This window comes from Microbacterium sp. LTA6 (assembly GCF_045690355.1).
Taxonomy (GTDB): domain Bacteria; phylum Actinomycetota; class Actinomycetes; order Actinomycetales; family Microbacteriaceae; genus Microbacterium.
On record NZ_CP147855.1, the window covers coordinates 3,077,736 to 3,104,621 of the forward strand.

At 67.5% G+C, this 26,886-nt stretch carries 22 protein-coding genes; 11 read left to right on the plus strand and 11 right to left on the minus strand.

The features are described 5' to 3' along the window. The first annotated feature begins 18 nt into the window (after window positions 1–18). Window positions 19–1,200: a glycoside hydrolase family 3 N-terminal domain-containing protein gene (locus tag LTA6_RS14610; RefSeq protein ID WP_407358171.1), complete on the plus strand. Its 1,182-nt coding sequence runs from the start codon at window positions 19–21 to the stop codon at window positions 1,198–1,200. Here the strand turns inward: LTA6_RS14610 and LTA6_RS14615 are convergent. Genes LTA6_RS14615 through LTA6_RS14625 form a run of 3 tightly spaced genes read right to left on the minus strand, consistent with a single transcriptional unit; the run spans window position 1,104 to window position 3,742 of the window. After that, a complete protein-coding gene (locus tag LTA6_RS14615) occupies window positions 1,104–2,039 on the minus strand; it encodes a 3-methyladenine DNA glycosylase (protein ID WP_407358172.1) in 936 nt (311 codons plus the stop codon). The two genes, LTA6_RS14610 and LTA6_RS14615, sit on opposite strands and share 97 nt — an antisense overlap. A gap of 1 nt (window position 2,040) precedes the next feature. Further along, window positions 2,041–3,066: an App1 family protein gene (locus LTA6_RS14620; protein WP_407358173.1), complete on the minus strand. Its 1,026-nt coding sequence runs from the start codon at window positions 3,064–3,066 to the stop codon at window positions 2,041–2,043. A 4-nt stretch (window positions 3,067–3,070) separates the two neighbouring features. Then, entirely contained in the window at window positions 3,071–3,742 is a 672-nt protein-coding gene (locus tag LTA6_RS14625) for a DedA family protein (RefSeq protein ID WP_341974472.1), read from the minus strand. Between the two features lie 42 nt (window positions 3,743–3,784). Here LTA6_RS14625 and LTA6_RS14630 point away from each other — a divergent pair, with 42 nt between their 5' ends. From LTA6_RS14630 to holA, 5 genes are all read left to right on the plus strand, one after another. Beyond that, window positions 3,785–5,092, plus strand: a complete 1,308-nt coding sequence (locus LTA6_RS14630; RefSeq protein ID WP_407358174.1) for an anthranilate synthase component I family protein — start codon at window positions 3,785–3,787, stop codon at window positions 5,090–5,092. A gap of 31 nt (window positions 5,093–5,123) precedes the next feature. After that, window positions 5,124–7,703: a leucine--tRNA ligase gene (leuS, locus tag LTA6_RS14635; protein WP_407358175.1), complete on the plus strand. Its 2,580-nt coding sequence runs from the start codon at window positions 5,124–5,126 to the stop codon at window positions 7,701–7,703. Window positions 7,704–7,958: 255 nt separating this feature from the next. Continuing rightward, on the plus strand, window positions 7,959–8,555 hold the full coding sequence (locus tag LTA6_RS14640) for a ComEA family DNA-binding protein (protein WP_341974475.1): 597 nt from the start codon (window positions 7,959–7,961) through the stop codon (window positions 8,553–8,555). Continuing rightward, window positions 8,552–10,903, plus strand: a complete 2,352-nt coding sequence (locus LTA6_RS14645; RefSeq protein WP_407358176.1) for a ComEC/Rec2 family competence protein — start codon at window positions 8,552–8,554, stop codon at window positions 10,901–10,903. Before LTA6_RS14640 ends, LTA6_RS14645 begins: the two co-directional genes overlap by 4 nt. A 9-nt stretch (window positions 10,904–10,912) precedes the next feature. Further along, window positions 10,913–11,950 carry a DNA polymerase III subunit delta gene (gene holA, locus LTA6_RS14650; protein ID WP_363547218.1) on the plus strand — a complete coding sequence of 346 codons (1,038 nt, stop codon included), beginning with the start codon at window positions 10,913–10,915 and terminating at the stop codon, window positions 11,948–11,950. Window positions 11,951–11,999: 49 nt separating this feature from the next. Here holA and rpsT read toward each other — a convergent pair whose 3' ends face one another. After that, window positions 12,000–12,260 (minus strand): 30S ribosomal protein S20, encoded by a 261-nt coding sequence (rpsT, locus tag LTA6_RS14655; RefSeq protein WP_341974478.1) that lies wholly within the window; start codon window positions 12,258–12,260, stop codon window positions 12,000–12,002. Window positions 12,261–12,519: 259 nt separating this feature from the next. Between rpsT and LTA6_RS14660 the strand changes: the two genes are divergently transcribed. Next, window positions 12,520–13,902 (plus strand): GH1 family beta-glucosidase, encoded by a 1,383-nt coding sequence (locus LTA6_RS14660; protein ID WP_407358177.1) that lies wholly within the window; start codon window positions 12,520–12,522, stop codon window positions 13,900–13,902. A gap of 5 nt (window positions 13,903–13,907) precedes the next feature. Next, window positions 13,908–15,128, plus strand: coding sequence for an MFS transporter (locus LTA6_RS14665; protein ID WP_407358178.1), 1,221 nt, complete (start codon window positions 13,908–13,910; stop codon window positions 15,126–15,128). On the opposite strand, the gene LTA6_RS14670 is transcribed toward LTA6_RS14665, so the two are convergent. From LTA6_RS14670 to LTA6_RS14690, 5 genes are all read right to left on the minus strand, one after another. Then, the gene (locus LTA6_RS14670; protein ID WP_407358179.1) at window positions 15,123–15,857 is read right to left on the minus strand and encodes an alpha/beta fold hydrolase; all 735 of its coding nucleotides are present in this window, start codon (window positions 15,855–15,857) and stop codon (window positions 15,123–15,125) included. The genes LTA6_RS14665 and LTA6_RS14670 overlap by 6 nt on opposite strands. A gap of 70 nt (window positions 15,858–15,927) precedes the next feature. Beyond that, complete coding sequence (locus LTA6_RS14675) at window positions 15,928–17,640, minus strand: ABC transporter family substrate-binding protein (protein WP_363547209.1); 1,713 nt, start codon at window positions 17,638–17,640, stop codon at window positions 15,928–15,930. Window positions 17,641–17,757: 117 nt separating this feature from the next. Beyond that, window positions 17,758–19,689: an ABC transporter ATP-binding protein gene (locus LTA6_RS14680; protein ID WP_363547206.1), complete on the minus strand. Its 1,932-nt coding sequence runs from the start codon at window positions 19,687–19,689 to the stop codon at window positions 17,758–17,760. Then, window positions 19,686–20,591, minus strand: a complete 906-nt coding sequence (locus LTA6_RS14685) for an ABC transporter permease (RefSeq protein ID WP_341974484.1) — start codon at window positions 20,589–20,591, stop codon at window positions 19,686–19,688. The genes LTA6_RS14680 and LTA6_RS14685 overlap by 4 nt, the downstream gene beginning before the upstream one ends. 20 nt (window positions 20,592–20,611) lie before the next feature. Beyond that, a complete protein-coding gene (locus tag LTA6_RS14690) occupies window positions 20,612–21,595 on the minus strand; it encodes an ABC transporter permease (protein WP_341974485.1) in 984 nt (327 codons plus the stop codon). A gap of 239 nt (window positions 21,596–21,834) precedes the next feature. Here LTA6_RS14690 and lepA point away from each other — a divergent pair, with 239 nt between their 5' ends. The 3 genes from lepA (at window position 21,835) to hemW (ending at window position 25,646) form a co-directional block, all read left to right on the plus strand. Next, complete coding sequence (gene lepA / locus LTA6_RS14695) at window positions 21,835–23,685, plus strand: translation elongation factor 4 (RefSeq protein WP_341974486.1); 1,851 nt, start codon at window positions 21,835–21,837, stop codon at window positions 23,683–23,685. A 73-nt stretch (window positions 23,686–23,758) separates the two neighbouring features. Beyond that, entirely contained in the window at window positions 23,759–24,412 is a 654-nt protein-coding gene (locus tag LTA6_RS14700; protein WP_341974487.1) for a DUF1990 family protein, read from the plus strand. Between the two features lie 16 nt (window positions 24,413–24,428). Next, entirely contained in the window at window positions 24,429–25,646 is a 1,218-nt protein-coding gene (gene hemW / locus LTA6_RS14705; protein ID WP_407358180.1) for a radical SAM family heme chaperone HemW, read from the plus strand. Here the strand turns inward: hemW and LTA6_RS14710 are convergent. Further along, window positions 25,643–26,512 carry a carboxylesterase family protein gene (locus tag LTA6_RS14710; RefSeq protein WP_407358181.1) on the minus strand — a complete coding sequence of 290 codons (870 nt, stop codon included), beginning with the start codon at window positions 26,510–26,512 and terminating at the stop codon, window positions 25,643–25,645. The genes hemW and LTA6_RS14710 overlap by 4 nt on opposite strands. Continuing rightward, window positions 26,446–26,826, minus strand: a complete 381-nt coding sequence (locus tag LTA6_RS14715; RefSeq protein WP_407358182.1) for a carboxylesterase family protein — start codon at window positions 26,824–26,826, stop codon at window positions 26,446–26,448. The genes LTA6_RS14710 and LTA6_RS14715 overlap by 67 nt, the downstream gene beginning before the upstream one ends. Between the last annotated feature and the right edge of the window lie 60 nt (window positions 26,827–26,886).

Consider the following 26,886-nt stretch of genomic DNA (forward strand, 5'->3'; position numbering starts at 1 on the left):
GCGTCGTAGGCTGGACGGATGCGCCGAAACCTCCCCGTCCGGGTTGCCGGAGCGTTGATGGTCGCCGTCGCAGCGCTCACTCCCGCGGCTGCGTCGGCGGATCTCGAGCGCGCTGGCGTGGTCGACACCGCACGGAAGAGCGGTCCGGCTGACCGGGCCGAGACGATCGTCTCGGCGATGAGCGTCCAGGAGCAGGCGGCGAGTGTCGTGATGGGGCACATTCCGAGCACGGACGCGGCCACGCTCAGCACCTTCATGTCGGCGGAGAATCTCGGCGGATTCATCCTGATGGGGTCGAACGTTCCCGGTTCAGAAGCCGAACTGCTCGGGGTCACCGCGGCGCTCACGATCGATCCCGAGCTTCCGCCCCTCATCGCCATCGACCAGGAGGGCGGCGACGTTTCGCGCATCGGCTGGGACGATTTCCCCGCCGCGCCCACCCTCAAGGACGCGCCCCCGGCGGCCACCTCGGCGGCGTTCGCTGCCCGCGCCTCACTCGTGGCGCGCGGGGGAGCGAACGTGAATTTCGGCATCGTCGCGGATACGACCGCCGACGGCTCTTCGTTCATCTTCAGTCGTTCCCTCGGGGCCGACCCTCAGAGTGCGTCAGATCGGGCCGCCGCCGCTGTCACCGCCGAGGAGCAGTTCCTCGCCTCTACACTGAAGCATTTCCCGGGGCACGGTGCGGCGCCGGGAGATTCGCACCAGCAGATCCCCTCCACCGCCATGACGCTCGAGCAGTGGCGTGCGGCGGACGCGCTGCCGTTCATCGCCGGGATCGACGCCGGCGCATCCCTGCTCATGTTCGGGCACCTCGCCTACACCGCGGTCGACCCCGCGCCCGCGTCTCTCTCCGCCCGGTGGCACGAGATCGCCCGAGAGGAACTCGGATTCGATGGTGTGATCGTCACCGACGATCTCGGCATGCTCCAGTCGACCGGTATTCCGGCATACGCGGATCCGGTCGCGAACGCCGTCGCGGCGCTGGCCGCCGGCACCGACCTCGTACTCACCATCGCTCACTCCACACCCGAGACCGCCGCACAGCTGACGGCCGGAATCGTCGCTGCCGTCGAGGCGGGAGCCCTCCCCGCGGAGCGGCTTCAGGAAGCGGCGGAGCGGGTGCTCACGTTACGGCTGGAACTCGCGGGGGCCGGCTCAGGGTGGGCGCTCTGCGCGGAGTGCGCGCCCGTCTCCTGACCCAGCCAGGCGCCGAGCAGCCGCCTACGCAGCAACGCGCCGCGATCGGCGAACCCTCGCTGCCGACGCACGTACTCCGCTTTTCCGTCGACGGTCTCGATCCGAACCGGTTCGACGCCCCACGCGGTGAGGTCGTACGGCGCCGCCTGCATGTCCAGCAGCCGGATGTCTCTGGCCAGCTCGAACGTGTCGAGCAGCAGCTCGCCGGGCACCAGCGGCCCGAGCTTCATCGCCCACTTGTACAGATCCATCCCGGCGTGCAGGCACCCCGGCTGCTCGAACAGCGGCTGCACATCACGGCTGAGGTCGTTGCGGTTGCGCGGCACCGCTTCCGGCGTGAAGAAGCGGAACGCGTCGAAGTGCGTGCAGCGCAGTTCGTGACTCTCCACCACCGCGTCGGTCTCGGCCTGCCCGAGACGCAGCGGCGCCGGATGGCGGTGTTCCTTGTCTCGGTAGACCATCGCCCATTCGTGCAGGCCGAAGCAGCCGAACTGGCCGGGTCGCGACGCGGTGCGGCGCAGCATCCGCTCGATCAACCCCGCGAGGTCCGGCTTCTCGCGTGCGAAGGCGGCCGCATCGGGGACGGCGGAATCGGCAGAGGAGCCGGGGGAGTACCAGCGCCAATCCACCCGCTCCGGGGCCTGCTCGAGTTCGACCCCGGCGCCCGGGTGCCAACGACGTATCTGGGCGGGCTTGTACGAGTAGTACGTGAACAGGAAGTCCCACACCGGATGCTTCTCGCCGCGTGCCGACCGCGCGCGGTGCTCGGCGGTCAGCTGGTCCGCGCGCTCGTGGTGCGCCCGTTCGAGCTCCGACCAGTCGCTGCGTGGGAGGGACATCTCAGCGCAGGATGCCGACATCACCGAGCAGATCGCGCAGACCCGCGCCGTCCTCGGCGCTCACCCACGGGGCCGGGTCGTCAGCATGCGGCTCGGGGTCGGCGCGCCCACCCGCGAGCACGGCTTCCGCAGGCAGCAGGCGACGGATGGCGACACCGGCGACGGAGTCGGGATGCTCTTCCATGAACTGCGTGTAGATCGACTCGTCATGCTGCCCGTCGTCGCCGATCAGCAGCCATTTCACCTCGGGGAACTCGGTCGCCAACCGACGCAGGTTCGTGAGCTTGTGCTCTCGGCCGCTGCGGAACCAGCGGTCGTGGGTGGGACCCCAGTCGGTGAGCAGCATGGCGCCGGCGGGGAACAGGTGCCTCCCGAGGAACCGGCGCAGGGTCGGCGCCACGTTCCAGGCGCCGGTGGACAGATAGATCATCGGGGCACCGGGATGCTCCCGGAGGAGCTGATCGAGCAAGACCGCCATTCCCGGGACGGGCAGGCGGGCGTGCTCGTCGACGACGAACGAGTTCCAGAAGGCGATGAAGGGCCGGGGGAGCGCGGTCACCATGACGGTGTCGTCGACGTCCGAGACGACACCGAACCGCACGCCGTCTGCGGCGATGAACGCGGTGGACTCGACGGGGTCCTGTCCTTCGACCGACATCGTGAAGCTCTGCCAGCCGGCGGGGAGGTCGGCCGCGATCGAGGTGTCGATGACGCCGCCGCGATCGGCCACGACTTCGTGCACCTTGCCGCCGATATCGATGCTGACCGTGGCGAAGCTCACCGGGATTCCGACGAAGCTGCGCCAACCGCGCACGCTCGCCGGTTCGCCGTTCTTGGTCGCGCGTTGCGGGCGCACGATGAGCACACGGCCGGTGACGCGCACCCAGCCGGCGCCGCCATAGCCGGGGAAGGGCAGGATCGTCGCGGCACGGCCGCGACGGCGCGCGCGGCCCTCGCGCCACACGTGAAGACGGTGCTCGAGTCGCGCGAACCAGTGGATCCGGGGTGCCGGGGGAACTTTTGGCATCGGTTCAGTCTTTCACGTCGGTCGCGGCATCCGCGTCCGGAGTCTCGAGGTGGCGGGCCTCGAGGCGTGAGATGACCTTCTTACCGACGAACACCGCAATCAGGAACAGCGCGATGATGCCTACGAAGATGTATCCCGCATAGTGGACCCGGTCGGCGAGCTCGTCGAAGCTTCCGGCCGCCAGAGACGTGACGCTCACGTAGGCAGTGGCCCACAGCAGGCACGCGGGCGCGGTCCACGCGAGGAAGCGGCGGTACGAGTAGTGACTCATACCCACGGTGAGTGGGACGAGCGAGTGGAGCACCGGCAGGAAGCGCGACAGGAAGATCGCGATGCCGCCTCTGCGCGCGAGATAGCGCTCAGCGCGTACCCAGTTCTCCTCGCCGACCCGACGGCCGACCCAGGAAGCGCGGATATGCGGACCGATCCATCTGCCGAGCCAGAAGCCGATGCTCTCGCCGATCAGCGCACCGACCACGACGGCGACGACCATCGCGACCGCTTCGGGGAGGCTCGTGATGCCGATGGAGGCGATGAGGACCACCGTGTCGCCCGGGAACACCAGGCCGATCAGGACGCTGGTCTCCAACATCACGGCGAGCCCCGCGACGAGCGTGCGGGCAACCGGGTCGATGGACCGCATAAAGTCGATCAACCACGGCACGATCTCATCCACTCCATGAGGATACGGGACGCGTCGCGGCTCTACCCTGGAAACGTGCCCGATCGCCTGAGTAGTCGCGTCCTGTCCGGGTGGACCGACCCTTCCGCGCTGTTCATGGCGCTCGAGTCCGTCTCGCCGGACGTGTTCTGGCTGGATGCCGGGACGGCCGCCCGCGAGGGCTGGAGCTTCATCGGCACCGGCGAGCGCGCCGGAGACCCGGATGCTGTACGCATCGACTCGGTGACGGGAGGCGATGCCGACGCTCCGCCGTTCCTGGGCGGCTGGGTGGGCTGGTGCGACTACGAGAGCGGCGCCGCAGCTGCCGGGGCGCCGACTTCCGCGAGCGTGGGGAGGTCGTGGCTGCGCGCCCGCCGGGTCGTGGCCTTCGATCACGCGGCCGATCGTGTCTGGGTGCTCGCGGAGGAAAGCGATCTGGACGAGTGGGCGGCGCTCGTGGCGGAACCGCGTGCCGTGGCATCCGCCGTCCCCGTCTCGGCCGACGTTGCAATTTCTGCGCTGGCCAGACACGAGCCGGCAGAGTACATGCAGCTCATCGAGCGCTGCCGCGAGCTGATCAGGGCGGGCATCGCCTATCAGCTCTGCCTGACCACGCGGTTCACCGTTCCAGGGCAGCATGATGCTGTCGCCGCCTACCTTCGACTCCGCGCCGCGACGCCGGCGCACCACGGGGGGTTCGTGCGCATCGGCGGGCGTGCTCTGCTCAGCGCGAGTCCTGAGCAGTTCCTGCACGCGGCCGGGGGCGTCATCCGCACCCGCCCGATCAAGGGAACCCGACCCCGCAGCGCGGATGCGGCGGAGGACGCGGCTCTCGCCGCAGAACTCGCCGTGAACGCCAAGGAGCGGGCCGAGAACGTGATGATCGTCGATCTCATGCGCAACGACCTCTCCCGGGTGTGCGAACCGGGGTCGATCCGGGTGGACGCGCTGTGGCAGGTGGAGAGCTACCCGGCCGTGCATCAACTGGTGAGCACCGTGAGCGGGAAGGCGGCGTCGGGCACGACGGTCGCCGCTCTCCTCGAGGCGACCTTTCCGGCGGGGAGCATGACGGGGGCGCCGAAGCTCTCGGCGATGACTCGGCTGCACGAATTGGAGGGCGGGCCGCGGGGCATCTATGCCGGATGCTTCGGATACGTCGGCGTCGACGGCGCACTCGACCTGGCGATGGTGATCCGCAGCATCGTGATCGAGCAGACCGCTGCCGTGGTGGGCGCCGGCGGCGGGATCACCTGGGGATCGGTGCCGGCAGCCGAAGTCGCCGAGGTCGCCACGAAGGCCAGGGCGCCGCTGGCGGCACTCGGCGCCGTCCTGCCCGGACACTGGGGTTCGGATATCCTGAACTGACCCCACTTTCTTCTCAGATTGGTCGTTTTCGTTGTCCGAGCACCAGCCTTCCTCCGCCGAGACCGTCGACGCGCCCGCTTCGGCGCACGACATCCAAGCCAAGTGGCAGAAGTACTGGGCCGAGAACGAGACCTTCCTCGCCGGCGGAGCCGAAGACAAGCGCCCGCGGCGGTACGTGCTGGCGATGTTCCCGTACCCGTCGGGTGACCTGCACATGGGCCACGCGGAGAACTACCTCTACTCCGACATCGTGGCGCGCTTCTGGCGGCACCGCGGGCACAACGTGCTCAACCCGATCGGGTGGGACTCGTTCGGTCTGCCGGCCGAGAACGCCGCCATCCGTCAGGGCGCGGACCCGCGGGAGTGGACGTACCAGAACATCGCACAGCAGAAGAAGGCGTTCCAGGCCTACGGGGTCTCCTTCGACTGGTCGCGTGTGCTGCACACGTCCGATCCGGAGTATTACCGCTGGAACCAGTGGCTGTTCCTGAAGCTGCACGAGCGCGGCCTGGCCTATCGCAAGAAGAGCCCGGTGAACTGGTGCCCGAACGACCAGACCGTGCTGGCGAACGAGCAGGTCGTCGACGGCCGCTGCGACCGTTGCGGCGCCGAGGTCGTGAAGAAGAAGCTCACGCAGTGGTACTTCAAGATCACCGACTACGCCGACCGCCTGCTCGACGACCTGAACCAGCTCGAGGGCTTCTGGCCGCACAAGGTGCTGCAGATGCAGCGCAACTGGATCGGCCGTTCGGTCGGCGCCGACGTCGACTTCCGCATCGAAGGTCGTGACGAGCCGGTCACGGTCTTCTCCACGCGGCCTGACACCCTGCACGGCGCGACCTTCTTCGTGGTGGCTCCCGATTCCGATCTGGCGGCCGAGATCGCCGCCGATGCTCCGGCCGACGTGCGCGAGCGCTTCCAGACGTACCTGACGCAGGTGCAGAAGGAAACCGACATCGACCGGCAGTCCACGGACCGCCCGAAGACCGGCGTCTTCCTTGACCGCTTCGCGATCAACCCGGTGAACGGCGAGAAGCTGCCGATCTGGGCCGCCGACTACGTACTCGCCGACTACGGCCACGGCGCCGTGATGGCTGTCCCCGCGCACGACCAGCGCGACCTGGACTTCGCCCGAGCTTTCGACCTGCCGATCACGGTCGTCGTCGACACGACGGCGCCGATCACCGGTGCGATGCCGATCATCGAGGTCGACGACGAGGGTGTGCCGATCGACACCGGCGTGGCTCTCGATGAGCAGCATCCGTCCAGCACGGGCATCGCCCTCACCGGCGAGGGACGCCTGATCAACTCGGGAGCCCTCAACGGACTCTCCAAGCGCAACGCGATCGCCCGCGCGATCGAGCAGCTGGAGGCATCCGGTACCGGGCGCGCCGCGAAGAACTACCGCCTCCGTGACTGGCTGATCTCGCGTCAGCGGTTCTGGGGCACGCCGATCCCGATGCTGCACGCCGAGGACGGCCGGATCATCCCTGTCGCCGAAGATCAGCTGCCGGTGAAGCTGCCCAGCGTCGAGGGTCTCGACCTGAAGCCGAAGGGTTCCTCTCCTCTGGGCGCCGCTGAGTCGTGGGTGCGCACGGTGGATCCGGCGACAGGCGATCCTGTGCTGCGCGATCCCGACACCATGGACACCTTCGTGGACAGCTCCTGGTATTTCCTGCGGTTCCTCTCCGCGAACAGCGATACCGTCGCCTTCGAGCCGGCCGAAGCGGATCGCTGGGCGCCCGTCGACTCGTATGTGGGGGGCGTGGAGCACGCCATTTTGCACCTGCTCTACGCGCGGTTCATCACCAAGGTGCTGTTCGACATGGGGTTGATCGACTTCACCGAGCCGTTCTCCAATCTGATCAATCAGGGCATGGTTCTCCTCGACGGCGCGAAGATGTCGAAGAGCAAGGGCAACCTGGTGCTCTTTGAAGAGGAGCTGGATGCACACGGTGCAGACGCCCTCCGCGTCGCGCTGGCCTTCGCCGGCCCCGTCGAGGACGACAAGGACTGGGCCGACGTCTCGACGACCGGTGCGCAGAAGTTCCTGGCACGCGTCATGCGGATCGCGCACGATGTCTCGAGCCCCGTCGATGTGGTGTTCGACGGCGGTGACGCAGCGCTTCGTCGAGCGACGCACAAGCTCCTCTGGGAGGCGCCTGGACTGGTCGAGCAGACCAAGTTCAACGTGCTCGTCGCACGCCTGATGGAGCTGGTGAACCTCACCCGCAAGACCATCGATGGCCCGGCGAGCGCGGGAGACCCCGCCGTGCGCGAGGCCGCTGAGACAATCGCCGTGATGCTCGACCTCATCGCGCCGCACACGGCGGAGGAGATGTGGGAGGCGCTCGGCCATGAGCCCTCTGTCGGCCTGGTGACGTGGCGTTCCGCCGATCCCGCGCTGCTCGTCGAGGACACCGTCACCGCGGTCGTGCAGGTGGGCGGCAAGGTCCGCGCACAGCTCGAGGTGCCCGCGCGTATCGGCGAGGCGGACCTCGAGGCGCTCGCACGCGCCGACGAGCGGGTGATCCGCTCGATCGGCGACAAGGAGATCGTGAAGGTCGTCGTGCGCGCCCCGAAGATCGTCAGTTTCGTCGTCAAGGGCTGAGGTTCGTCTCTCACGTTGGTACTCCCACGGGGATGCCGACCGGCCCTGGGCCCCGGATCAGGACGTTCGCCCCAGATCAGGACGTTTCCGCCTGAAACCTCCTGATCTGGGGACGTCCTCCTGATTTCAGGCAGCTCGATGGCCCGTGCGGCACGCGCTTCGTCTTCGTCTGCACATCACGACGGCGCGGTGACCTTTCCACCGATGGCGGCATCGTCCTCTTCAGGCGCGGACGCTCCGGCTTAGCGTTACCGGGTGACAGCGACTGAGTCGGCATCCGGGAGCAATGCCCGGCGACGGCTGAGCATCGGCGCGGCCGTGGTGCTGGCGCTGGTCGTGCTCTCCGGCGCCGTGGGCATGGGAATCCTGCGCGGCCAAGCGGCACCGGTGGAATCGCTGCCGGTCGCCGGTGACGGGGATGCGCCCGACGTCGCCGGCGAGCTGTACGTGCACGTGCTCGGCGAGGTCGAGAAGCCCGGGCTGTACCTTCTCGACCTGGATGCGCGACTGGTCGACGCGCTGGCCGCAGCCGGTGGCACCACCGAGGCGGCCGACCTCCAGGCGGTCAACCTGGCGCGCGTGGTGGCGGACGGGGAGCAGATCATCGTTCCGCCGATGGGGGAGCCCGGTGCCCCACCGGGGGCGGCGCCACCGGGAGACGCGCGGATCGACCTGAACGCGGCCGACCAGGCGGCGCTCGAGACGCTGCCGCGGATCGGTCCTGCGCTGGCGCAGCGGATCATCGCGTGGCGAGATGAGAACGGGCGGTTCCAGTCCGTCGATGATCTTCTCGCCGTGCCGGGGATCGGCGAGAAGATGCTCGCGGGCCTGCGCGAGGGGGTGCGCGTGTGAAGGCGCGCGAGCTGCGTCTCGTGCCGCTCGCCGCGGCCGTCTGGGGCGCCGCGCTCCTCTGCGTGCTCCTGCCGCAAGTGGTATGGGGGTGTGCCGTCGTGTGCGGGATGCTCGCGCTGACGCTTCTCGGGCTGCTCACCGCGCGGCAGCGTGGACGAACCGAGCTCGTCCGCGGAGGTCTCGCGGTCGTGCTGCTCGCGTCCGCGGCAGCGACAGCGGTGGCGGTCGGCTTCGCGGCGCCATCGCGAACCGAGGTCGCGGCGCACGACGGCCGCGTCGTCGAGGTGTTCGCCGAGATCAGCTCGTCGGCATCCATCGGCCAGGACGGTCGGCTCTGGTTCGACGCACGCACGACCCGCGCAGGACCGCCCGATTCCGCGACGCCGGCGTCCGCATCGGTGCGCATCGGCGTCGATCCCGGCGACGGCTTCGACCTCGGCGCCCGCATCCGTGTGGTGGGTGAGGCGATGGCGACGGACGCCGGTGAACGCGCCGCATTGATCGTCTTCGTGAGTGAGGCAGAGATCATCAGCCCGGCATCCGGAGTGTTCGGCGTCGCTGCCCAGGTACGACACGACTTCATCGAGCGCTCGGTGCGCTTGCCGGAACCAGGTGCCGGACTGCTTCCTGGACTCGCGGTCGGCGACACCCGGGCGGTGCCGACGGACCTCAATGACGACATGCGTACGAGCGGCCTGAGCCATCTCACCGCCGTGTCCGGCGCGAATTGTGCGATCGTCGTCGGTGCCGTGTTCTGGCTCACGGCGCTCTGCCGCGGTGGACGTACGCTGCGCGTCGTGCTGTCGCTCAGTGCGCTGGCTTCGTTCGTCGTGCTGGTCACGCCCGAACCGAGCGTTGTCCGGGCAGCGGTGATGGCCGGGTTCGCGATGCTCACCGTGCTTCTCGGCCGGCCGAGCGCCGGGAGCGGGGTACTTGCGGTCTGTGTCGTCGGGATATTGCTGGTCGATCCGTGGCTGGCCGCGACGCCGGGGTTCGCGCTGTCAGCGGCGGCCTCCGGCGCCCTGATCGTGCTGGCACGCCCGCTGGCCGCAGGACTTGGCCGATGGATGCCGGAACCGCTGGCGCTGGCCTTCGCCGTGCCGCTCGCTGCGCAGCTCGTCTGCGGGCCGATCATCGCGCTCTTCGCCGAGCAGCAGTCACTGATCGGCCTCGCGGCGAACCTTCTCGCCGCTCCGGCGGCGCCGCTGGCGACCGTGACCGGGCTGCTCGCATGTCTCGCCGCTCCGGTGCCCGCGCTCGCGGATCTGCTCGCAGCATCCGCCTGGCTGCCCGCCGCCTGGATCGCGTCGACCGCCACCACGACGGCGCAGTTGCCCGGCGCGCAGGTGCTCGTCGTCCCCGGCCTCGGAAGCTCCCTGCTCGTGGCCGTCCTCAGCGCGGCGCTGGGGCTCGTGATCATCCGCCCGGTGCAGGCGCCGGCGTTCCTGCGACGGCTGCGCGCAGGGGCATTCGCGGTGGTCGTCAGCACGCTGTCTCTCGCCGGCGCGCATCTCGTGCTCACCGGGCCGCTCGTGACGGCGACCACGCCGGATGGGTGGTCGATCGCCGCATGCGACGTCGGTCAAGGAGATGCCCTGCTGGTCCGTTCCGGCGATGAGGTGGCGCTCATCGACACCGGCCCTGAACCTGCGCCGCTGGCGGCGTGCCTGAGCTCGCTCGGCATCGAACGTATCGACCTGCTCGTCCTCACGCACTTCGATCTCGATCACGTGGGTGGTGTCGATGCCGTGCGGGGGCGTGTGGAAACCGTTCTGCACGGTCCGATCGGGGAGGAAGCGGATCAACGGATGTTGAACGATCTGTCCGTCGCCGGTGCGACAGCGGTCGACGCTGCGACCGGGATGCGCGGAGAACTCGGCACCGCATCGTGGCGTGTGCTGTGGCCTCGGCCGGACTCGGCGGCGTTCCCCGCGGGCAACGACGCCAGCATCGTCTGGGAGATCAGCGGAGGCGATGTGCCCCGTGCGATCTTCCTGGGGGACCTGGCGGCGACACCGCAGCGGATGCTCGTCGCATCGGGTCAGATCCGCGGCGCGTACACCGTGGTGAAAGTGGCCCATCACGGCAGCGCGGATCAGGACCCCGGGCTGTACGAGGCGCTGGGACCGGTGGCAGCCCTGTTCAGCGCGGGAGCGGACAACGACTACGGGCATCCCCGACAGGAGACCATCGACATCCTCGACGCAGCCGGCGCTCACATACTGCGCACCGATGAGCAGGGGCGCATCCTTCTGGGGTTGCGCGACGGCGAGCTGGAGGTGTGGACGGAGCGGAATGCGGGCGAAGAGGGGACAGTCACCGGATCGAGCGTCGGCGACCCCGGGTAGGCTGGCAGCATGGCTGCTCCGCGTTCCTCGTCCCGTGGCGGCGCGAAGCCGACGAAGGTTCCCCAGGTGTCCTGGCGAGAGCCGCGACCGGCCCCACTCGTGCTCGTCTCGGGTCCTGAGGAGATCTGCGCCGAGCGTGCGATCGCCGGTGTCCGGGACTATCTGCGCGCCGAGGATCCGGCCCTCGAAGTCAGCGATATCCGTGCCGATGACTACGCTCCTGGCACTCTGCTCGCACTCGCGTCCCCTTCCCTGTTCGGCGAGCCGCGACTCCTGCGGGTTTCGGGCGTCGAGAAATGCTCAGACGCCTTCCTGCAGGAGGCGGTGTCGTACCTCGAGCAGCCTCAGGAGGGTGCGACCATCGTTCTCCGGCACACCGGCGCGAGTGTCCGAGGGAAGAAGCTCCTCGATGCGCTTCGTGCCGGTACCGGCGGCGGCATCGAGATCGCCTGCCCGGCGATCAAGCGCGACAGCGACCGTGTCGACTTCGCTGCGGGCGAGTTCCGTGCCGCCAAGAAGCGCATCGCCCCGGCGGCCCTTCGCGCCCTCGTCTCCGCCTTCGCCGACGACCTCACCGAGCTCGCCGCCGCATGTCAGCAGCTCATCGGCGATGTCGAGGGTGACATCAGCGAAGACGTCGTCACCAAGTACTACGGTGGCCGCGTCGAGGTGTCGGCGTTCGTCGTCGCCGACACGGCGATCGCCGGACGCTATGGCGAGGCGCTGATTTCGCTTCGGCACGCCTTGGCGTCCGGTGCCGACCCTGTGCCGATGGTCGCGGCCTTCGCGATGAAGCTCCGCACTATGGCGCGGGTGGCCGGAAACCGCGAGCCCAGCCGGCAGCTCGCGCAGCGCCTCGGCATGAAGGACTGGCAGGTCGATCGTGCCCGCCGAGACCTGTCCGGTTGGAACGAGCGATCGCTGGGTATGGCGATCCAGGCGACCGCGCGAGCAGACGCCGAGGTCAAGGGCGCCGCGCGCGATCCGATCTTCGCCCTCGAGCGCATGGTGACGGTCATCGCGACCCGCCAGCCGTTCGGGGAATGAAGAAGGCCCGCACCGTGAGGTGCGGGCCTTCTTCAGAAAAGGTTCAGGCTCAGAGAGCGGCGACCTTCTTGGCGATGGCCGACTTGCGATTCGCTGCCTGGTTCTTGTGCACGACGCCCTTGCTGACGGCCTTGTCGAGCTTGCGCGTAGCCGTCTTCAGGGCGGCCTCGGCAGCAGCCTTGTCGCCGGTGGCGACGGCCGCGCGAGCGGTGCGGATGACCGTCTTGAGTTCGCTCTTCACGGCCTTGTTGCGCTCGTGAGCCTTGTCGTTGGTCTTGTTGCGCTTGATCTGCGACTTGATGTTTGCCACGTGTGGACGCTTTCTGTACAGGTGTGTGATGGAATGCCGGCAACAGAAGAGGGCTGGTGCACAGCGGTCGTGAGGGAGAGAACCCACACGCAAGCCAAGAGTCGAGTCTATCAGCAGTCGACCGGATAGCGCGAAACGATGCCGTGAGGTCACCCCAGTGTGCCGAAACACGGGAGATTCGTCACGATACCCAGTCGCGCTGAGAGCGGTACCGGGTACAGAATCAGCAGTGTCCCCGACACCGACGTCAAGGAGCGAGATGCTTTCCGATCCCACCCGGCTGGTCTTCCCGCCCCACTTCCGCTGGTCCACGGCGACCTCGGCCTTCCAGATCGAAGGGTCTCGCAGCGCGGACGGGAGGGGGAGGTCGATCTGGGACGACTTCGTGGACGTGCCTGGGGCCGTGAAGGACGGCTCCACGGCCGAGCCCTCCTGCGACAGCTACCGGCACCCGGAAGCCGACATCGCGCTCGTCGCCGGCCTCGGCGTGGATCACTACCGTTTCTCGATCCAGTGGGCACGAGTGCAGCCGGACGGCGCCGGCCCCGCGAACGCCGCGGGGCTCGATCACTACTCCCGCTTCGTCGACGCGCTGCTCGAAGCCGGCGTCGCCCCTTTTCCCACGCTGTACCACTGGGAGATGCCGAGCGCGGTGGAAGCGGACGGCGGTTGGCTCAACCGCGATACGGCGGAGCGCTTCGCCGACTACGTGGCACTCGTGGCCGACCGCCTCGGCGACCGGGTGCCGCAGTGGTACACGCTCAACGAACCGGCGATGACGACTCTGCAGGGCTACGCGACCGGGGCGCTCGCTCCGGGGAAGCAGCTTCTCTTCGGCGCCCTGCCGACCGTGCACCACCAGCTGCTCGCGCACGGCCGGGCAGCTGAGGTGCTGAGAGGTCGCGGTGCCCGTCGGGTCGGGCTGGTGAACAACCACACGTGGGTGCTGCCGCTGCACGATACCGACCAGGATCGGGCGGTCGCCGCGGTGTACGACACGATCCACAACCGGCTCTTCAGCGAGCCGCTTCTCGACGGCTCCTATCCCGATCTCGAGGCGCTGGGACTTCCGGCCATGCCGGTGCGATCCGGCGACCTGGAACTCATCGGCGGATCGATCGATTTCTACGGAGTGAACTTCTACAACCCGACAACGGTCACGGCGGCGAACGGTGAGAGCCCGATCCCGTTCGACATCGTGCCGACGCCCGGGGTGCCCGTCACCGGTTTCGGGCCGGAGTGGCCGATCATGCCGGAGGCGCTGCGCGATCTCCTCATCGACCTCCACCGCCGGCATCCGCAGCTTCCGCCGGTGATCATCGGGGAGAACGGCGCATCTTTCCCCGAGCCGGAAAGTGCAGGGCGCGTCGAGGACGCCGACCGGATCGATTACCTCGCCGGGCACATCACCGCGGTCGCGGAGGCGATCGAGGCGGGAGTTCCCGTTACCGAGTACACGGTGTGGTCGCTCCTGGACAACTGGGAGTGGGCCGACGGCTACACGCAGCGGTTCGGTCTCGTGCACGTCGATTTCGCCAAGGGGGAGCGCACCCCGAAAGCCTCATACGACTGGTATCGCGATTTCATCGCGGACGCCCGTGCGCGAGCATCCGCGGCTCGCGATGCGGAGCTCGCACAGTGAGCACGGTGAGCGCCGCGACGCGCGTCGGCTTCCGATGGATGTCGTTGTTCTCCCTGGCCTGGCTGGCGATCTGGACGGTTCAGCTCACGCCGGTCCAGCTGCTTCTTCCGCTGCAGCTGGACACGACCGAGGGTGACTGGATCGCCGGCGTCGTCTCTTCGGGAATCGTGCTCGGGATCGGCGGTCTCGCCGGAGTCATCGCCGGACCCGTCGCCGGAGCTCTCTCCGATCGGGCGCGCGCCGGGCGGCATCGACGACGTCCCTGGGCCCTGGGTGGCGTCTGGCTCACCGCCGTCTGCCTTGTCGTCACGGGATTCACCGAAGGGCCCTGGGCGGTCGGTGCGGCGTGGATCGGCGTGTCGGTCGGTGTCGCCGTCTCGTCTGCGGCCTTCACAGCGCTGATCGCCGATCAGCTTCCCGTGACGCAGCGTGGCGCCGCCTCCGCCGCGGTCGGATCCAGTCAGGCGGTCGGAATCGTCTTCGGGGTGGCTCTCGTCGTTCTGCTGGGGCTCGACGTGCTCGCCGGATACCTGCTGCTTGCGGCAATCATCGCGGTGATCGGCACAGCGGCTGCGCTGCTGCTGGCGGACCCGCCCTCGACTGCGGAGATGGGGCCGCCGCGCGCAGCCGGACGCCGGCTGGCGTCGCTCCGTGATCGCGATTTCGCCTGGATGCTGTCCGGCCGACTCGTCACGAACATCGGCAATGCATTGGGGACCGCACTCTTCCTGTTCTTCCTGCTGCACGGTCTGAACCAGCCGAGCGCCGCGGCGCAGGACAACTTGCTGCTGCTGATCGTCGTCTACACCGTCTTCGTCGTGCTCGCCTCGGTGCTCACCGGCATCGTCTCGGATCGCACGGGCAATCGGCGGGGGCTCACCGTGGCCGCCACTGTCGTGCAAGCGGCATCCGGTGTGGTCATCGCGCTCACTCCCACTTTCGAGGCGACGATGATCGCCGCCGCGCTGATGGGGCTCGGCTACGGCGCCTTCTCGACCGTCGGGCTCGCCTTCGCCGCTGACCTGCTGCCGGATGAGCAGGATCACGCACGCGACCTCGGCATCGTCAACGTGACGGCGGCTCTCGGCCAATTGATCGGGCCCGTGCTCGGTGCCGCGCTGGTGGCGTTGGTCGGCGGGTTCTGGCTGGTGTTCGTGGCGGCAGCGGTCCTGTCTCTCCTCGGGGGCGTCCTCACCGCATTCGCGCGTCCGCGCGCACGATCATGAAGCTGCGGCGACTCGCTGCTCGATCGTTGCCACAGCCAGACCCAGCACGGCATTGAAGACCCCTGGGCGCATTGCGGTGACCAGGTGCGTGGATCGGGGCACGACGATGAGTTCGGCGTGCGGTGCGAGCCGCTGGAAGAGCGTCTCGTGCACGCGCAGCTGGTCGTACTGGCCGTTCACGTACCAGAGGGGCACGCGGATGCGCTGTACGGCATCCGCGAGATCCAGCGACTCGAGGCTGCGCAGCGCGGCGTCCTGCGCGTCGTACGCGTAGCCGCCGGCACCGAAGTGATCGCGCGTCTCGAGGGGGAGCGTTGCGGCAAGGACCCGCCTGGTGAGCCACGAGCCCCGACCGGGCAGCGCGTTCATGGCGCTCGCGAGCAGGCGATAGGCGCGCAACGCCGCACCGCGCGGGAAGGCGGTGCAGGAGGCAGCGACCACACCAGCGATCGGTGGCGGATCCGCCGCCCCGGCGATCGCCAGGCAGAGCAGCCCGCCCATGGAATGCCCCACCAGCAGCACGGGACCGTCGAGTGCCGCCTTGCGTACCGCGGCATCCACTGTTGCCAGGGCCGCCTCGATGGTGAACGTCTCACCGAGGGTGCTGCCGTGCCCCGGCAGATCGAGGGCGACGGAGTGGATGCCCTGCTCGGTGAGAAACGCCTGTTGCGACAGCCACATCGTTCTGGACGTGCGGATGCCATGCACGAAGACGACCTGGATGCTCACAGGAGCCAGCATAAAGAACAGCGGGGCCGGTGGATGAACCACCGACCCCGCTGCGAATGTGCCAGAAGGCTTACTTCTCGTATCCCACGTTCTCCACCGGCGTGATGCCGAAGAGGTCGAGGCCCACGTAGGGCTCGGGCGTGAGGTTGGCGAGGCCGTTCTTGACGGTCCAGATCTCCGGGCCGTTGAACGCGGGCAGAACACCCCAGGTCTCGGCGAAGATCTCGGACTCGAGCTTCATCGCGGCCTTGGTCTGCTCGACCGGGTCAGAAAGCGACTCGACCTGCTCGTGGATCTTCTTGTCGATCGCCTCGGTGCCGGTGCCCGAGAGGTTCAGGCCACTGTCCGAGCAGTACAGCTGGCAGTACCAGGCAGCACCGAACGGGTCGGACGAGGTGAAGTTCAGGAAGAACATGTCCCAGTTCTTCGTCGTGAAGTCATCGGCGAAGTCAGCCGACGGACGCACGTCCACCGTCACCTCGACACCGATCTCCTTCAGCTGCGCCTGAACTGCGACCATACGAGCGCGTGCCGTCTCGGTGTCGCTGTGACCCGGGAACGTGATCGCGAGGCGGACGCCGTCCTTCTCGCGGACACCGTCTGCACCGAGCGTCCAGCCGGCGTCATCGAGGATCTTGTTGGCACCCTCGGTGTCGCCGTCCTTGCGGCCGGCCTCTTCCAGAGCGTTGACGTAGTCAGGCTGGAACGAGAACAGCGTGAGCGAGCCTGCGGGCTCCTCGGTGTAGTTGAGGCCGTTGAACACGATCTCCTTGACCTGCTCGAGGTTGATCGCGGACATGATCGCCTCGCGGACCTCGAGGTCTGCCAGGGCAGGAGTCTCGGAGTTCAGGATGAACAGCGCGTTCGCGGTCGCCTGACCACTGTAGGTCGTCACGCCCTCGAGGTCGGCGACCTGAGCGAGCAGCTCGGCGCTGCCGGTCTCGGCCATGTCGACCTCGTCGTTGAGCAGCGCGTTGACCGCAGCGGTCGGCTCCATCTGGATGAAGGAGACCTTGTCGAGGAGCGGCTTCTCGCCCCACCACTTGTCGTTCGGAACGAGCTCGACGACGCCGCCGTTCTTGTCGAAGTTGTCGATCGTGTAGGGGCCTGCGCCCCACTCCGGGTGCCAGTCGCCGATGAACGCCGTGTTGAAGAGCTCAGGCGTGTTCACGGCGGGGTGCAGCAGCTGCGAGTAGACCATCTCCGGCCAGGCGAACTCGCCCTTGAAGGTGACGATGACGTCGCGGTCGTTCTCGCCGGCCTCGACGGACTCGATTTCCTTCCAGCCGTCGGTGGCGTTGGGCAGGTAAGCCTCGTCCTGGCCGCTGTTGGCCTTCCAGGTCGCCTCGAACGCGGTGACGTCGATCGGCGTGCCGTCGTTCCAGACTGCCTTCTCGTTGACCTTGAAGTGCAGGACGGTCTTGCCGTCCTCGACACCGAAGCTGTAGTCGTCGAGGTACGCCGGGTTCGGCTTGATCGTGCCGTCCGGGTCCATCAGCAGCACCTGCGGGCGGAACCAGGTTCCGACCTGCGTCACGCGGGCGTCGCCGTCGCTGTGGAAGTAGTTCAGCTGCTCAGCGATGTTCGAGATCGGGATGCGAAGCTCGCCACCCTGCTTGAGGTTCTCGCGGGGCTGCGGGTTGTAATCAGCGCCGGTGACGGTCTTGGGACCTTCGCCCTCGCCTTCGGTGCCGCCGCCGTTGCCTGCTGCACATCCGCTCATGACGAGTGCAAGGGCGCCGCCGAGAGCTGCAATGCCCATCAGCTTCTGATGCCGTTTCATGGTACTCCTTAGTGCCTGTCGGCCTTACTTGGGATAGAGGCAGGATAAGTCAGTGGAACTGCGGCTCACGCGCATGGGCACCGAATGTTATCGGACCGTGCACATTGTGCCGACGGCTCAGAGCGCAGTCGCCGCCACGGCGTCGAAGCCTTCGACGGGGAGGATGATGCGCTGACGCGTGCGCTCGATGTCCGGATCGGGAATCGGGATCGCCGAGAGCAGTGCCTTCGTGTAGGGGTGCTGAGGATCGTCGAAAACCTGATCCACGTCTCCGTACTCGACGAAGTCTCCCTTGTACATCACGGCGACGCGGTCGGCGATGTGACGGACGACGGCGAGATCGTGCGCGACGAAGAGGTACGACAGGCCCAGCCTCGCCTTCAGTTCGTCGAGCAGGTTGATGACGCCGGCCTGGATCGACACGTCGAGCGCCGAGACCGGCTCATCGAGCACGATGACCTTCGGGTTGGTGGAGAGGGCACGCGCGATGCCGATGCGCTGGCGCTGTCCGCCGGAGAACGCGGTCGGGAACCGGTCACTGTGCGCGGGATCGAGTCCGACGAGCCCCATCAGCTCTTCGACCCTGTCCTGCACGTCGTCCTTGTCCATGCCGATGGCGAACATCGGCTCGGCGATGATGTCCCACACCGTCATGCGCGGATCCAGCGCCCCCATCGGGTCCTGGAACACGATCTGGAGGTTGCGGCGCATCTCGCGCTCCTCAGAACGCGACCGGATGTCGGCGACGCTCTTTCCCGCGATGCGGATATCACCGTCCTCCTGCTTGACGAGGTCCATGATCTGCAGGAGCGTCGTGGTCTTTCCGCTGCCGGACTCGCCGACGATGGCGAGGGTCTCGCCCTCGCGGACGTCGAAGCTGATGCCCTTCACGGCATGGACCTCGCCGACCTTGCGCTTGAGGAACGCACCCTTGGTCAGCGGGAAGGTCTTCGTGACGTTGATCGCCTCGAGGGTGATCGGGCGCTGTTCGCGGGGGAGTCGGCTGAGCGGGCTCTCCGGGATCTCGGGGAGGGGGAACACCGGCAGGCCGCCGATCAGGCCGCCGTCCACGATGTCATGTGCACGGATGCATGCTGCGGTGTGCGCCTTGTGGCCATCGGTGACCACGGGCAGCAGCTCGGGCTCGCGCTGACGGCAGGCGTCGACGGCGATCGGGCAGCGATCGGCGAACGGGCAGGCGTCCGGAAGGTTGATGAGCAAGGGCGGGTTGCCCTTGATCGGGATGAGCGGAACCTTCTCAGTCTTGTCCACGCGCGGGATCGCGCCGAGGAGGCCGATCGAGTACGGCATCCGCGTGTGGTAGAAGAGCTCGCGCACTTCCGCATGCTCGACGGGCTTGCCCGCGTACATCACCAGAACGTCGTCTGCGGTCTTGGCGACCACGCCCATGTCGTGCGTGATCATCATCATGGCGGCGCCGGTCTCCTCCTGCGCCTTGTCCATGAGGTCGAGGATCTGCGCCTGGATGGTGACATCGAGAGCAGTGGTCGGTTCGTCGGCGATGATGAGCTTCGGGTTGTTCGCCATCGCGATCGCGATGACGACGCGCTGGCGCATGCCGCCCGAGAACTCGTGCGGGAACGACTTCATCCGCCGGTCCGCTTCGGGGATGCCGACGAGCTTCAGCAGTTCGACGGAGCGGTCCCACGCCTCCCGCTTCGACAGGCGCCGGTGCACGGTGAGCGCCTCGATCAGCTGGTCGCCGATGGTGAACACCGGGGTCAGCGAGGTGAGCGGGTCCTGGAAGACCATCGCCATGCCGTTGCCGCGGATCATCGAGAGCTGCTTGTCGGACTTGCCGATGAGCTCCTGACCGTCGAACACGATGGAACCGGTGACCTTGGCGTTCTCGTCGAGAAGCCCCATGATCGCGAGCGAGGTGACGGACTTGCCCGAGCCGGATTCGCCGACGATGCCCAGCGTCTTGCCGGCTTCGAGGTCGAAGGAGACGCCGCGGACAGCGTCGACTCGACCGGCTTCTGAGGGGAAGCTGACTCGCAGGTCCCTGACGGAGAGAACAGTACTCATGCGCGACCTCCAGCCGCCGAGGTCGGATCAAGGGCATCGCGCAGACCATCGGCGATGAGTGCCATCGACACGGTGAGCATCGTCAGTGCTGCGGCGGGGAAGACGAACAGCCACGGAGCGCTGGCGAGCGTGCTCGAGCCGTAGCCGATGAGCGCGCCGAGCGACACATCGGGGAGCTTCACGCCGAACCCGAGGAACGACAGCGCCGTCTCGGTCAGCACAGCCGACACGATTCCGAGGGTGAAGTTGATCACGAGCAGCGAACCGATGTTCGGAAGCATATGGCGCAGGACGATGCGGATGCCGGAGAGCCCGGCGTATCGGGCGGCGTGGATGTACTCGCGCTCACGGAGAGAGAGGGAGAGGGTCCAGATGATGCGCGCCGGCATGAACCAGCCGACCACGAAGATCATCACCAGCGAGATCACGAGCCAGTTGCCGCCGACGTCGTTCGAGATCATTGCGAGGATCAGGAAGTTCGGGACCACCATCATGAAGTGGATGACGATCAGGGTGACGCGCTCGTAGAGCTTGCCGTAGTAGGCGGCGGTCGCACCGACGATCGCGGACACCACCGTCGTACCGACGGCGACGAGCAGGGCGATCATCATGGAACGCTGCAGGCCGACCGCGACCTGGGCGAAGTTGTCGTTGCCGGAGCCGTTGGTGCCGAACCAGTGCTCGGCCGACGGCCCCTTGCGCAATGCGAGGAAGTCCAGGTCGGTGTGGCTGTACTGCGCGACGAGCGGGCCGATGATGGCGAACAGGACGAGCGCGGCAAGGATGAACAGCCCGAGGACCGCGCCGCGGTTGCGCATGAAGCGGCGGCGGTACAGCGTCCACATCGAGGTGCGCTTGCGCCGCGTCGGTGCGGCCGGCTCCTTGCTCAGTTCAGGGGTCATCCCCAGAGTCTCGATGGACATCAGCTCACCCGCACTCTCGGATCGAGGACCACCACGGCGATGTCGGCGAGGATGGCGCCGATGGCCGTCAGCAGAGCGCCGAATGCGGCGATCGCGACGGTGCCGTGGATGTCGTTGGTGTTCAGGGTCTCGAGGAAGTACTTCCCCATACCGTTCCAGTTGAAGATCGTCTCGGTCAGCACGGCCCCGGTGAAGATGAGCGGAATCGTGAACGCGACCTGCGTCGTCACCGGGATCAGCGAAGTGCGCAGTGCGTGCTTGCGGATCGCCTGCTGCTTGGTCAGGCCCTTGGCGCGCGCGGTGCGGACGTAATCGGCCTTGATGTTGTCCAGCAGAAGGGAACGCTGCAGGAAGTGGATTCCGGCGTATCCCGTGAGCACGAGACCCAATGTCGGCAATGTGACGTGTTGGAGCACGTCGATGAGGACGGGGAAGAACCCTTCGACGCCTTGACTGGCGGAGCCGGTGACGTAGAAGACACGCACGCCGACGAGGTTGTTGAAGCCGATGGCGAGCAGGACGATGCCGAGACCGGCAACGACGACCGGAATGTTCATCGTGACGATCGACGTCGCCTGACCGATCCGGTCGGCGAGCTTGTACTGGCGGGAGGCCGTGTACACACCCAGCGCGATTCCGAGGATCGTGGTGATGATCGTGGCGCCCAGAACGAGCTCAGCGCTGACCCACATGCGGTAGGCGACCTGCTCGTTGACCGACTGACCGGTCGGCCCCAGGCCCCAGTCCCAGCGCAGGACGATGGCGGTGATCCAGTTCCACCACCGCTCGATCAGCGGCACGGTCTCGCTGAGGTTTCGTGGCTCCAGGAGGGCAGCGATCTCATCGGCTGTCTTCGGGGGGCGGCGACCGACGTAGTTGTTCTCGGGATCGAGGAAGTTCCAGGCGAGGAAGTAGGTGATGTTCGTCGCGATGACGATCATCAGTACCCACCCCACGAGGCGGCGCAACAGAAACTTGATCAAGGTAATGATTCTTTCTCGTTTACAGACGCGCTCGGGATCTGCCGACGCAGCGCTGGGTCGGTTGCAATTCAAGCATCATCCGACGATCCACGCGACGCGCGATCGGCTCCTGACGTGTGACGGAGTCGTGACGCCTGCGGGATTCAGTGTCACGGAACCGTCTGGGGCAACCTCGGGAGACTATCACCGGTTCGGGCGAATCGAGGATTAGCATCGCCTGACCGTAGAATCGTGTGGACATGTCACCACGCGCTCTCACCTCCCTTCAGCCTGCCGCGACTCCGGCGACGCAGATCCGCAACTTCTGCATCATCGCCCACATCGATCACGGCAAGTCGACGCTCGCCGACCGTATGCTCGGCATCACCGGCGTGGTCTCGGATCGCGACATGCGGGCGCAGTATCTGGACCGCATGGACATCGAGCGCGAACGCGGCATCACCATCAAGAGCCAGGCCGTGCGCATGCCCTGGATGCTGAACGGTGAGACGTTCGCGCTGAACATGATCGACACCCCCGGTCACGTGGACTTCACCTATGAGGTCTCCCGCTCGCTCGCGGCCTGCGAAGGAGCGCTTCTCCTCGTCGACGCCGCGCAGGGTATCGAGGCTCAGACCCTCGCGAACCTCTATCTCGCGCTGGAGAACGATCTGCACATCATCCCGGTGCTGAACAAGATCGATCTGCCGGCGGCCGACCCCGAGAAGTACGCGAAGGAACTCGCGTCTCTGATCGGCGGTCGCCCGGAAGACGTGCTGCGAGTTTCCGGCAAGACAGGCCTCGGTGTGGAGGATCTGCTCGACCGCCTCGTGGAGCAGATCCCGGCGCCGAAGGGCGACCCGGACGCTCCTGCCCGCGCGATGATCTTCGACTCCGTCTACGACGCCTACCGCGGCGTCGTCACCTATGTCCGCATGATCGACGGCTCCCTGGAGCCGCGCGAGCGTATCCAGATGATGTCGACGCGGGCCACGCACGACCTCCTCGAAATCGGCGTGTCCAGCCCGGAACCCGTGCCCTCGAAGGGTCTCGGCGTCGGCGAAGTGGGCTACCTCATCACCGGCGTGAAGGACGTGCGCCTGTCGAAGGTCGGCGACACCGTCACGACGGCCAGGAAGCCGGCATCCGATGCCCTTCCCGGCTACACCGACCCGAAGCCGATGGTCTACTCCGGTCTGTACCCGATCGACGGCAGCGACTACAGCGAGCTGCGCGAGGCGCTGGACAAGCTCAAGCTCTCCGACGCTTCTCTCGTGTACGAGCCGGAGACCTCCGTGGCGCTCGGCTTCGGTTTCCGCTGCGGGTTCCTCGGGCTGCTGCACCTGGAGATCATCACCGAGCGACTGGCCCGTGAGTTCGACCTCGATCTCATCACCACAGCACCCAGCGTGATCTACGAAGTGACCACCGACATCGGTGAGAAGGTGATCGTCACCAACCCGAGCGAGTACCCGGACGGTCGCGTCGCCTCGGTCGCCGAACCGATGGTCAAGGCCGCGATCCTGCTGCCGAAGGACTATGTCGGTACCGTGATGGAGCTCTGCCAGACGCGCCGCGGCGCGCTGCTGGGCATGGAGTACTTCTCCGAGGAGCGCGTCGAACTGCGATACATGATGCCGCTCGGTGAGATCGTCTTCGATTTCTTCGATCAGCTGAAGTCGAAGACGCAGGGGTACGCGAGCCTCGACTACGAGCCCGCCGGCCAGCAGGACGGCGACCTGGTCAAGGTCGATGTTCTGCTGCAGGGCGACAAGGTCGACGCGTTCAGCGCGATCGTGCACCGCGACAAGGCGTACGCCTACGGCACCCTGATGACGGAGCGGCTGCGCAAACTCATCCCACGCCAGAACTTCGAAGTCCCGATCCAGGCGGCGATCGGCGCGCGGATCATCGCCCGTGAGACGATTCGCGCCCTCCGCAAAGATGTCCTCGCCAAGTGCTACGGCGGTGACATCAGCCGCAAGCGCAAGCTGCTCGAGAAGCAGAAGGAGGGCAAGAAGCGCATGAAGATGGTCGGTCGTGTCGAGGTTCCGCAGGAGGCGTTCATCGCTGCTCTCTCCGGCGACGTCGACAGCAAGGACAAGAAGTAGATCTCCGCGGGATGTGACGTCCCGCGGCGCGTGGGGAGTGTTCGCCCAGGGAACGGGAAGTAGGCTGGAACTCATGCGGCGCGGGACTTTCCGAGACGACACGGTTGACTATGCGGCCGTGGGTGCGACCCACGCGCCCGATCTGATGCAGTATCCGCCGGAGCGCAGCATCCCCGCTGAGCAGTCCTGGCGGATCGGCAGTGGTGCGGAGCGATTCCAGTCCGCAGGTGAATCCCTGCTGACCTGGACGGCGCAGCGCGCGGCCGGCCTGAGCATCGAAGACGTCCGCCCGGCGTCGGGTCCTGCCTATGCAGGCGTGAGCTTCGATGCCGAGGGCAACCCCGTCGCTCCGAGCAAGCGCGACGTCGAGCAGCGCTTCGATGCCGAGGGAACCCCGTTCGTCGGTCCGGGCATGACGCTTCGCCTGCACGGTCGGGTCTCGGGCATGCGGGCGGATGCCGAGCTGCGCGTGATCTCGGTGACGGAGGAACCGCGCCGCGTCGGCTTCGTGCTCGGCACGGTCGGCGGTTCGGTCGTGAGCGGCGAGGAGTCCTTCGACCTCGAGTGGCGCGAGGACAACGACGAAGTGTGGTTCACCGTGCGAGCGTTCGATGCGCCGAATGCTCTGCTCTACCGGACGGTGCCGGTTCTGGTGAAGCGCCGCCGCCGTGAGCTGTTCGCGAGGTACCTCCGGGCGATCTCCCCGCTGTACGCGACCCCCGTCTGATGGCACGCACTCTCTGATGGGCGCGTCGCTCCCTCTCGGCGATCCCGCGCCCACCGACGGTCGTCTGCCGCACGACCTCCCGATCGATCTCACCGTGCCGTTCTCCGCGTACCTGCATATCCCGTTCTGCCGAGTGCGCTGCGGCTACTGCGACTTCAACACCTATACATCCGGTGAGCTGCGCGGAGCGCGGCAGGAGGACTACGCCTCGACGCTCGAGGCCGAGATCGCCCTGGCCCGAACCGTTCTCGGCGACGCCGGCGCCCTCCGACCGATGGACACGGTCTTCTTCGGCGGCGGCACCCCCACGCTGCTTCCGGCGGGGGATCTCGCCCGGATGCTGGGTGCCGCGGTCTCCGCGTTCGGGATCGTCGACGGTGCGGAGGTCACCGTCGAAGCCAACCCCGACACCGTGACGCCGTCCGTCGCCAGGACGCTGGCCGATGCCGGCGTGACTCGCCTGTCGATCGGCATGCAGTCCGCGGTGCCGCATGTGCTCGCCGCTCTGGACCGCACCCATGACCCGGAGAACGTGCGCACCGCCGTCGCCGCCGCCAAGGACGCGGGGCTGGCCGTGAGCGTCGATCTCATCTACGGCGCACCAGGGGAGTCACTCGCCGACTGGGAGGCTTCTCTCGATGCGGCGCTCGCACTCGAGTCCGACCACATCTCGGCGTACGCGTTGATCATCGAGGACGGCACGAAGCTCGCTCGCCAGATCCGCCGCGGCGAGGTGCCGACGCCCGACGACGACGTGCAGGCCGACATGTACGAACTGGCGGACGCGCGGCTCGCCGCCGCCGGCTTCGATTGGTACGAGATCAGCAACTGGGCTCGCGATCCCGACCAGCGATCGCGTCACAACCTCGCGTACTGGCGGGGGAGCGACTGGTGGGGGTTCGGGCCGGGGGCGCACAGCCACGTCGCAGGGCTCCGCTGGTGGAATGTGAAGCACCCCGCCGCCTACGCGCAGCGGCTCGCGGCATCCGAATCGCCGGCGGCCGGCACAGAGCGTCCCGGTGAACAGGCACGGATGCTGGAGCGGGTGCTGCTCGAGAGTCGATTGGCAGAAGGTTTCGCGGTGGCCGAACTGCCGCCCGCGAAGCGATCGCGCGTCGCGGGACTCATCGCAGACGGACTCGTCGATCCGGCATCCGCCCTGCGTGGTCGGGTGCGGCTGACGTTGCGCGGGCGGCTGCTGGCCGACGCGGTGGTCAGAGAACTCACCGACTAGGGCAGCAGGTCCATCGCCGTCGCGCGGCGCTGCACGACCGTCGTCGTCTCGGCGTCGAAAAGGCGGGTCTGGCGCTGTGCATCGAAAGCCGGCCAACCCGGATCGCCGGTCTTGATGAACCGAATCCATGCCGCGTGCATTTCTGCGGCGAGCTCCTGCGGCGCTTCAGGTCCGGCCATGCGCAGCGCCTCGTCATCGCCCAAACGGTCGAAGACGAACCCGAGTTCCAGCCCGTGTGCCGCGCGAAGATCGCGCACGGGACTCTGCCACGCGAACTCGTAGACGTACGTCGGCGCCTTCCGGGTGGACGCGAGCCTGCTCAGTGGCGCTCGGAGCATGCGGTCGGTCAGCAGCTGACCGGCGATCTCGCCGGGGGAGGCCTGTGGCCAGTCTGCTCGGTAGGCGCTCACCGCGCGCCGCGGGATGCGCAGGGCCAAGCGCGCAGCCAGCAGCTTGAGCTCAGTGATCCCGGCGAGGGCATCCGGTGTGAGCCACAGCCGGTACTCATCGGTGTTGGAGCCGATGAGAAGCGGAGTGTCGATCTCGCCGATCACCTCGTGGGGCGAGCGAGGAAGACTCTCCTCGTCGATCGCGAATTGGAACCCGGGTGCCCCGCGAAGCGGTGAAGAGCCCGCAGACAGCCGCCGGCGGATCTCGAGGAGACGATCCGGCGCCACCGCGGCGAAGGACTTCCGATCAGAACGGATTCCGAGCTGTTTCGCCATCTGCGCCGTGACCCTGCCGGCTTTGGCGAGTGTCTGCGCCTCGAGGGGGGCCGATTCGATGATCGCCCCGCTGATCATCCGCCGGGTGTCCTCCCTGGCGAGGAGGCCGGCGACGAGCGCTCCGCCCGCCGATTCACCCATCGCGGTGATCCGGGCCGCGTCGCCACCGCGTCGTCCGGCGCCCAGACGTTCACCGTGAGGATGTCGTCTCCATCGATGCGCACGGACCCGAGAAGCTCACCGATCGCGCCCGGATAGGGGAGCTGTGGAGCGGTGGCGCCGAAAGCGGTCGCCGAGCGCACACCGTTCCACGGTGCGGGAGGCTGCGGGGCACGGAAGCGATTCGCGCCGAAGGGAGCAGCCGCGTAGGGGATGCCCAGGAAGCGCCTGATGCCGTCCACCGCAGAGCCCTGTACGGTGCCGGTGCTGATGGTGATCCGGGGGTCGGGGGTCATGATCGTCATCGTATTGCCCGTTCGCGTCGATGAGTTCCAGGCGGAAAGGGTCGCGCACAG